This is a genomic window from Chryseobacterium barbadense, assembly GCF_042849955.1.
In the GTDB taxonomy this organism is placed as follows: Bacteria; Bacteroidota; Bacteroidia; order Flavobacteriales; family Weeksellaceae; genus Chryseobacterium.
In genome coordinates this window covers 56,212-64,335 of the sequence record NZ_BAAFHL010000015.1, presented here as the reverse complement: position 1 = coordinate 64,335, position 8,124 = coordinate 56,212, and the positions used below count along the sequence as shown (strand labels likewise).

Annotated in this window: 7 protein-coding genes; 6 read left to right on the top strand and 1 reads right to left on the bottom strand. The window is 36.8% G+C overall.

Going from position 1 to position 8,124, the window contains the following annotated elements:
- Positions 1-83: 83 nt before the first annotated feature.
- On the bottom strand, positions 84-1,331 hold the full coding sequence (locus ACGHIN_RS08425) for an NAD(P)/FAD-dependent oxidoreductase (protein ID WP_390452512.1): 1,248 nt from the start codon (positions 1,329-1,331) through the stop codon (positions 84-86).
- Between the two features lie 98 nt (positions 1,332-1,429).
- Here ACGHIN_RS08425 and flxA point away from each other — a divergent pair, with 98 nt between their 5' ends.
- The 6 genes from flxA (at position 1,430) to ACGHIN_RS08395 (ending at position 8,107) form a co-directional block, all read left to right on the top strand.
- The gene (gene flxA, locus ACGHIN_RS08420; protein WP_390452510.1) at positions 1,430-2,950 is read left to right on the top strand and encodes a flexirubin biosynthesis tyrosine ammonia-lyase FlxA; all 1,521 of its coding nucleotides are present in this window, start codon (positions 1,430-1,432) and stop codon (positions 2,948-2,950) included.
- Between the two features lie 59 nt (positions 2,951-3,009).
- On the top strand, positions 3,010-3,741 hold the full coding sequence (gene flxB, locus ACGHIN_RS08415) for a flexirubin biosynthesis SDR family reductase FlxB (protein WP_390452509.1): 732 nt from the start codon (positions 3,010-3,012) through the stop codon (positions 3,739-3,741).
- A 122-nt stretch (positions 3,742-3,863) separates the two neighbouring features.
- Positions 3,864-5,084 carry a beta-ketoacyl-[acyl-carrier-protein] synthase family protein gene (locus ACGHIN_RS08410; protein ID WP_390452507.1) on the top strand — a complete coding sequence of 407 codons (1,221 nt, stop codon included), beginning with the start codon at positions 3,864-3,866 and terminating at the stop codon, positions 5,082-5,084.
- 4 nt (positions 5,085-5,088) lie between these two features.
- Positions 5,089-5,343: an acyl carrier protein gene (locus ACGHIN_RS08405; protein ID WP_184191560.1), complete on the top strand. Its 255-nt coding sequence runs from the start codon at positions 5,089-5,091 to the stop codon at positions 5,341-5,343.
- A gap of 135 nt (positions 5,344-5,478) precedes the next feature.
- A complete protein-coding gene (locus ACGHIN_RS08400) occupies positions 5,479-6,363 on the top strand; it encodes an LpxL/LpxP family acyltransferase (protein WP_390452505.1) in 885 nt (294 codons plus the stop codon).
- Between the two features lie 211 nt (positions 6,364-6,574).
- Positions 6,575-8,107 carry a phytoene desaturase family protein gene (locus ACGHIN_RS08395; protein ID WP_390452503.1) on the top strand — a complete coding sequence of 511 codons (1,533 nt, stop codon included), beginning with the start codon at positions 6,575-6,577 and terminating at the stop codon, positions 8,105-8,107.
- The last annotated feature ends 17 nt before the right edge of the window (positions 8,108-8,124 follow it).

The window sequence follows — 8,124 nt, the reverse complement described above, 5'->3', positions numbered from 1 at the left end:
CAAGAAAATATTTTTTTGCAAAAATATAATAACAGCGGTTTAATAAAAAAAATCGTCGCGGCCCCCAACGCCCCCCGAAACTATTATTGCTGTTGCTCTTTCTCCATTCTAATAAGATTCGCAAGATTTTTAATTACGGTGTCATGCTTTTTTACAAAAGGATTATCCTTATTCCACACATATCCTGCTAAAACAGCACATATCTTTCTTTTTACATCTTCATTTTCCGGTCTGTGGAAAAATAACTCCTGAAGATTTCCGGTGTACCACTCCTTTACATAGGTTGTGAAAACATCTACACCATATAATATATAATCTGAGTATTCTTTTTGCCAGTCAATAATTTCGCCGTTGAGCTGTCTCAATGCTAATTTTGCAGCAAGCATTCCAGATTCTGTGGCAAAAGCCATTCCGGAAGAGAATACCGGATCTAAAAACTCAGAAGCATTCCCTGTTAAGGCAAACCCGTCTCCGAATAATTTTTTTACAGAGCAGGAATAATCTTTCAAATGTCTGGGTTCAAAGAGGAAATCTACCTCTCCAAAACGTTTTACGTAATAATCAGAAAGAGAAATAGCTTTTCTTAAAGCTTCTGCAGGATCTCCCTTTTCCGATAGTTTATCGATGTAATCTGTAGGTCCTACAATTCCGACACTTGTATTGCCATTTGAAAAAGGAATCACCCAAAGCCAGACTTCAGTTTCAATAATATCAAAGGAGATCAGAGTTCCTTCAACACCTTCTTCTCTGTTAATATCTTCTACATGGGCAAAAATAGCGGAATGTGGAGAAAGCTTAGAGGGTTTCTCAAGATCAAGCAAGCGTGGTAAAACCCTTCCGTAACCACTGGAGTCGATGACAAATTTTGCATGGATTTCTTTAGCTTCCCCATTTTTGTTGACTACTGTCGTGATGGAATTGGTACCGTCAAATTGAATATCCGTAACCTCAGTTTCAAATTCAAGGTCAATGCCTTTATTAATAACTTCCTGGGCTAATGTATTATCAAAATCAGCTCTGGGTACTTGCCAGGTCCAGTCCCAGCCTTCCCCGAACTTATCACTGAAATCAAAGATGCAGACTTCATCACCGCGAAGGAAGCGAGCTCCCAATTTCTTTTCAAAGCCCATTTTATCCAGAGCGGGAAAAAGCCCGGCTTCATCAAAATGGTCCATTACCCTTGGAATTAAGCTTTCGCCTACCACTAATCTGGGGAACTTTGTCTTCTCAACAACCTTTACGTTAACGTTGTTCTTCTTTAAGTATGAAGAAGATACGCATCCGGAAGGTCCTGCCCCTATTACGAGAACGTCAACAAACTCTTTGTCCATCTTTGATTTTTTATTTTAATAATAACTTCTATCTTTGCCGCAAAATTAATGACAATTAATTAATATTTTATAAAATTACCTATTATTACTTTTAATTGATGAAAATAAAAAATTTTTTAGAACTGAAGGATTTTCAAAAAATTATTGTTGAAAATGAAAAAATAGAACTGGATGATGCACTTTTAGCCAGAATTGATGCTAGTTTTCAGTTTTTGAAAGAATTTTCGAAGAACAAAGTAATATATGGTGTGAACACCGGTTTCGGACCGATGGCCCAGTTTAAGATCAATGATGAAGATAAGCACCAGTTACAATATAACCTGATAAGAAGCCACTCGTCAGGAATTGGAAACCCATTACCTCCACAAGAAGTGAAGGCCTGTATGTTGGCGAGATTAAATACCTTGTCTTTAGGGAATTCAGGAGTTCATCAATCGGTTATCGATTTACTTAAGGAATTAATTAACAGAGATATTACGCCGTTGATTTTTGAACACGGAGGAGTAGGGGCAAGTGGAGACTTGGTACAACTGGCTCATTTGGCGTTGGTACTAATTGGTGAAGGAGAAGTTTTCTATAAAGGAGAAAGAAAATTAACAAAAGAAGTATTTGAAATAGAAAGACTAGAGCCAATTCAGGTGGAAATCCGTGAAGGATTGGCGTTGATGAACGGTACTTCTGTGATGTCCGGAATTGGAATTGTAAATGCCTACAAAGCCAATCAGTTAACTGATATTTCTATCCAGCTTTCTTGCGCCATCAATGAAATTGTTCAGGCGTATGACGACCATTTGTCGGAAGCTTTAAATGGCACAAAAAAACATTACGGTCAGCAGAAAGTGGCGGAAAAAATGCGTGCTCATTTATCTGACAGTAAATTGATCAGAAAAAGAGAAGATTACTTATATACTCATTTTGAAGAGCAGGAAAAAGTATTTAAAGATAAAGTTCAGGAATATTATTCATTAAGATGTGTTCCTCAAATTTTAGGACCAGTTCTGGATACATTGGAATACACGGAGAAAGTTCTTGAAAATGAGATCAATTCAGCCAATGATAATCCTATTATCAATATTGAAGATCAGCATGTGTATCATGGCGGGAATTTCCATGGAGACTATATCTCTCTGGAAATGGACAAACTGAAGTTGGTCGTTACTAAACTGACGATGCTAGCTGAAAGACAATTAAATTATTTATTAAATTCTAAAATTAACGAAATATTGCCTCCTTTTGTAAATTTAGGTAAATTAGGGTTTAATTTTGGAATGCAGGGAGTTCAGTTTACAGCAACTTCCACAACAGCTGAAAGCCAGATGTTATCCAATTCCATGTATGTTCACAGTATTCCTAATAACAATGATAATCAGGATATTGTAAGCATGGGGACAAATGCTGCCGTAATTTGCAGGAAGGTGATTGAAAATGCTTTTGAAGTATTAACTATTGAAGCGATTACCATTATTCAGGCTATTGAATACCTTGGTTTCCAGGATAAAGTGTCTTCATCTACTAAGAAATTGTATGATCAGATCAGAAAAATTATTCCGGCTTTTTCTGATGATATGGTAATGTATCCGTATCTGGAAGAAGTAAAGAAATATTTAAAGGCAATGTAATTAAACTTTATAATTAATTGTCAATAATTAAGAATTGAAATAAAAACTAACACTAATACATGAAATGTGCAATAATAACAGGAGGCTCCAGAGGAATAGGAAGAGCCATCTGTATAAAGCTCGCAGAAGAAAAGAACTATCATCTGCTCATCAACTACACTTCCAATGAAGCAGCAGCTAATGAAACATTGGCTAAAGTTGTAGAACTGGGAGCAACAGGAGAGATTCTGAAGTTTGATGTAGGAAATGCAGAAGAAACAGAGAACGTTTTATCAGATTGGCAGGAGAGAAATCCTGATGCTATTGTTGAAGTGATTGTCAATAATGCGGGAATCACAAGAGACGGATTATTCATGTGGATGAAAAATGAAGACTGGAATAGCGTGATCAATACCAGTTTAAATGGATTTTTCAACGTAACGAATTTCTTTATCCAGAAACTGTTGCGTAACAAATATGGCAGAATCATCAATATGGTTTCTGTTTCCGGAGTGAAAGGAACTGCCGGACAAACCAATTATTCTGCGGCAAAAGGGGCTTTAGTGGGAGCTACAAAAGCTCTGGCTCAGGAAGTGGCTAAAAGAAATATCACCGTGAACGCAGTTGCTCCGGGATTTATCAGAACAGATATGACGCAGGAGTTTAATGAAGATGAACTGAAAGCAATGATCCCTGCCAACCGATTTGGGGAAGCAGAAGAAGTAGCAGATTTAGTGGCATTTTTAGCTTCTAAAAAGGCATCTTATATCACAGGTGAAATTATTAATATTAACGGGGGAATTTACTCTTAATTAATGTAACAATTCAACAATGTATCAGTATAACAATAGAGAATTTAGCTGTGATAATATTATTGGCTACATTATTAGACTGATACATTGTTATATTTAATTGCATTGTTAAATTGAAAAGAATGGAAAATAGGGTTGTAATTACCGGAATGGGAATTTATTCCTGCATCGGGACTTCTTTGGAAGAAGTCAGAGAATCCCTGTATCAAGGAAAATCCGGAATTGCTTTAGTAGAAGAAAGAAAAGAATTTGGTTTCAGATCAGGCCTCACAGGTGTTGTCCCGAAACCTGATTTAAAAAACCTTCTCAATAGAAGACAGCGTGTAAGTATGGGAGAAGAAAGTGAGTACGCTTATCTTGCTACCATGGACGCTTTGAAACAAGCCAACCTGGATCAGGATTATCTTGACGCCCATGAAGTTGGTATTTTATATGGAAACGACAGTGTTTCTCAGGCAGTTATCGAATCTATTGATATTGCCAGAGAAAAAAAAGACACTACATTAATGGGTTCAGGAGCCATTTTCAAATCTATGAACTCTACCGTTACCATGAACCTTTCCACAATATTTAAGCTAAGAGGAATTAATTTGACCATTAGTGCAGCGTGCGCAAGCGGATCACATTCCTTAGGATTGGCCTATATGATGATCAAAAATGGTTTTCAGGATATGATCGTATGTGGTGGTGCTCAGGAAACCAATAAATATTCTATGGCAAGTTTTGACGGCTTAGGCGTATTCTCTGTGAGAGAAGATGAGCCGGCAAAAGCATCAAGGCCATTTGACGCAGCAAGAGACGGATTAATTCCAAGTGGAGGAGCTGCAACCTTAATTGTTGAGAGCCTGGAATCCGCACAAAAACGAGGAGTTCCGATTTTAGCAGAAATCATAGGATATGGCTTTTCATCCAACGGAGGACATATTTCTACACCCAATGTCGACGGGCCGGCTTTAGCAATGAGCAGAGCCTTAAAACAATCAGGTTTAACAGCAAAGGATATCGATTATATCAATGCTCATGCAACTTCCACACCTATTGGAGATGCCAATGAAGCAAAAGCCATTCATGAGATTTTCGGAAGTGAAGTTCCGGTAAGTTCTACCAAATCCATGACAGGCCATGAATGCTGGATGGCAGGAGCAAGTGAAGTGATCTACTCAATCCTGATGATGCAAAATGATTTTGTTGCCCCAAACATCAATCTGGAAAACCCTGATGATGAAGCAAAAAAGATAAATTTAGTCTCTGAAACGAAAAATCAAAAAATTGACGTATTTTTGTCAAATTCTTTCGGATTTGGGGGAACCAACTCCGCATTAATTGTTAAAAAATTTGATTAAAAACATGGAAAGGGAAAAAATTGTTGCCATTGTTAATGATTTTCTGATCAATGAATTTGAAGTAGATGGTGACGAAATCAGCAATGAAGCCAACCTTAAAAATACGCTGGGCTTAGACAGTCTGGATTATATTGATATGGTAGTGGTAATCGAGTCTAATTTTGGAGTGAAATTAGGAGAAGCCGACTTTAAAAAGATGGTTACCTTTGATGATTTCTATACGACTATTGAAAATAAAATTGCTGAAAAAAACGCATAATTATCGATTAAACTTTTATTTTCTATTAAAATTTAATGAAACTTGTCTTTGTTGAGTGAAATGCCTTTGCAACTTAAAAACGACATTACATTAAAAAGATCTTTGCGAACTTTGCGTTAAGAACAAGAATAAAACATGAACAAGTGGAAAGGTAAGTCTAAAGGGACAATATTAGGATATAAAATATTCGTCTGGTGCATTAGAAATATGGGTGTCCGCAGTTCATATATTGTTCTTTATTTCGTAGCAGCTTACTACTTTCTTTTTCTGAAAAAGAGCAACCAATACATCTTTTATTATTTTCATAAAAGGCAGAATTACAGTTACTGGAAGGCTAAACTGGCCATATTTAAAAGCTATTTCGTCTTCGGAAAAGTTTTAATTGACAAAACAGCTATTTCTGTAGGTCTGAGAGACCGTTTTACCTACGAATTCGATGGTGTTGAAAATCTGAAGAACCTTTTGAATGAGAAGAAAGGCGGAGTTCTCATCAGTGCCCATATCGGGAATTTCGAAATTGCAGAACATTTCTTTGCAGACATCGATTTTGATTGTCAGATTAATTTAGTGACAACAGATCAGGAAGTTACGGTTATCAAAGAATATCTGGAAAGCGTAGCTGTTAAAAAAAGTAATATTAAATTCATCTACGTGAAAGAAGATATGTCGCATATCTTCGATATCAATCAGGCACTTTCTAATAATGAATTAATTTGTTTCACCGGCGACCGTTATTTCGAAGGCTCAAAATATCTCGAAGCAGACTTGTTAGGGAAGAGTGCCAAATTTCCGGCCGGCCCATTCTTAATAGCTTCCAGATTGGGAGTTCCTGTTGTATACGTTTATGTAATGAAAGAAAACAACCTTCATTATCACTTATTTGCCAGAGTAGCCCAAAATATCAAAAAACGTGATGCACAGGGACTTTTGCATTCTTATGTCCAGAATCTTGAGTTCATGCTGAAAAAATATCCTACCCAATGGTTCAATTATTTTGATTTTTGGGATGATATTGATTAATTTTTCTAATTTTAAGCCTGAAAACTAATAATAAAATAAACTCAAACATCTAAGAACTTTAGGAAATAAGGCTGCAAAGTTTTATATTGTATGTGATATTCATATAGTTTGTCATTCCGTAGGAATCTAATAAAGATGCTTACTGCAAACAAAGAGAATATTTAACGACAAATACATCTAACTTTCTTAATTAAAAACACACTTTTCTCCTTTGAAAAAAGAATATGACATATTGGTAATCGGGAGCGGATTAGGAGGTCTTGTTTCGGCACTTGTTCTGGCAAAAGAAGGCTTAAAGGTCTGTGTGTTGGAGAAAAACAATCAATACGGTGGAAATTTACAGACTTTTTCACGGGATAAACTGATTTTTGATACGGGTGTACATTATCTGGGCGGACTTTCCGAGGGCCAAAATCTTCATCAATATTTTTCCTATCTGGAAATAATGAATGATCTTGAGATCAAAAAGATGGATGAAAACGGCTTCGACAGAATTACCTTTGGAGACGAAACCATTGAATATCCCCATGCTCAGGGATACGAAAATTTTGTAAAACAGCTGACCGAATTTTTTCCCCATGAAAAAGAAAATATAGAGAATTACTGTGAAGAAATTCAGTATGTATGCAGCCAGTTTCCAAGATATAATGTGATTGGAAGTGATAACTATGACCGGGAAATCCTGCATCTTAATACCAAAAGATTTATAGAATCCGTTACTTCGGATAAAAAGCTTCAGTCAGTGTTATTAGGGTCTAATTTCCTGTACGCGGGAGATTCTGTGAATGCCCCTTTTTATGTTCACGCCCTTACCGTGAACTCCTATATCCAGAGTGCCTACAAATGTGTGAAGGGAGGAAGCCAGATTTCCAGATTGCTGATCCGGAAATTAAGAGAATACGGAGCAGACGTTCATAAGCATTCTGAAGTGTCGGAAATGATTTTTAATGATGATGTATTGGTCTCTGTAAAAACCAAATCGGGGAAAGAATACCATGCGAAGAAATTTGTTTCAAACATTGAAATCCGTTCTACCATACAGCTAATTGGTGAAGAACGGCTGAAAAAATCCTTTCTGAACAGAGTGATGAGCTGGGAGCCGATACCATCGTGCTTCAGTGTTTATCTGGTTTTGAAGCCTCATGCGATACAGAGTTTTAACTACAACATTTATCATCACTCTTCTGAGGAGCACGTCTGGAGTACGTATCGCTATACCAAGGAAGCCTGGCCGGAAACCTATATGCTTTCCTCTACACCATCAAAACATCACCCTGAATTTGCGGAAAGCTTAACCGCTATTTCTTACATGAATTTTGATGAGGTGGAAGCCTGGAAAAATACGGTAAATACGGTTGCAGATGAACACGAAAGAGGAGAGCAATACGAAAAATTCAAACAAGAGAAAGCTGAGAAAATGATTGATGCACTGGAAAAGAAAATTCCGGATATAAGAAAGGCAATCAAAAAAATATATACCTCTTCTCCTTTGTCTTACCGGGACTATATTGGAAGCTTTGAGGGAAATATGTACGGATATATCAAAAGTTCAGAAAATCCTTTGAAGACAATGGTTTCTCCCCGAACTAAAATTAATAATCTCTTTCTGACAGGGCAATCTGTGAATATGCACGGGATTTTGGGCGTAACGATCGGGGCTTTCAACACCTGTGCGGAAATTCTTGGAAAAGAATTGATAGATGAGCGTTTATCTCAAATGATCAAGCAAAGTGAAAAGGAATAACCATAATTTTGTCATTC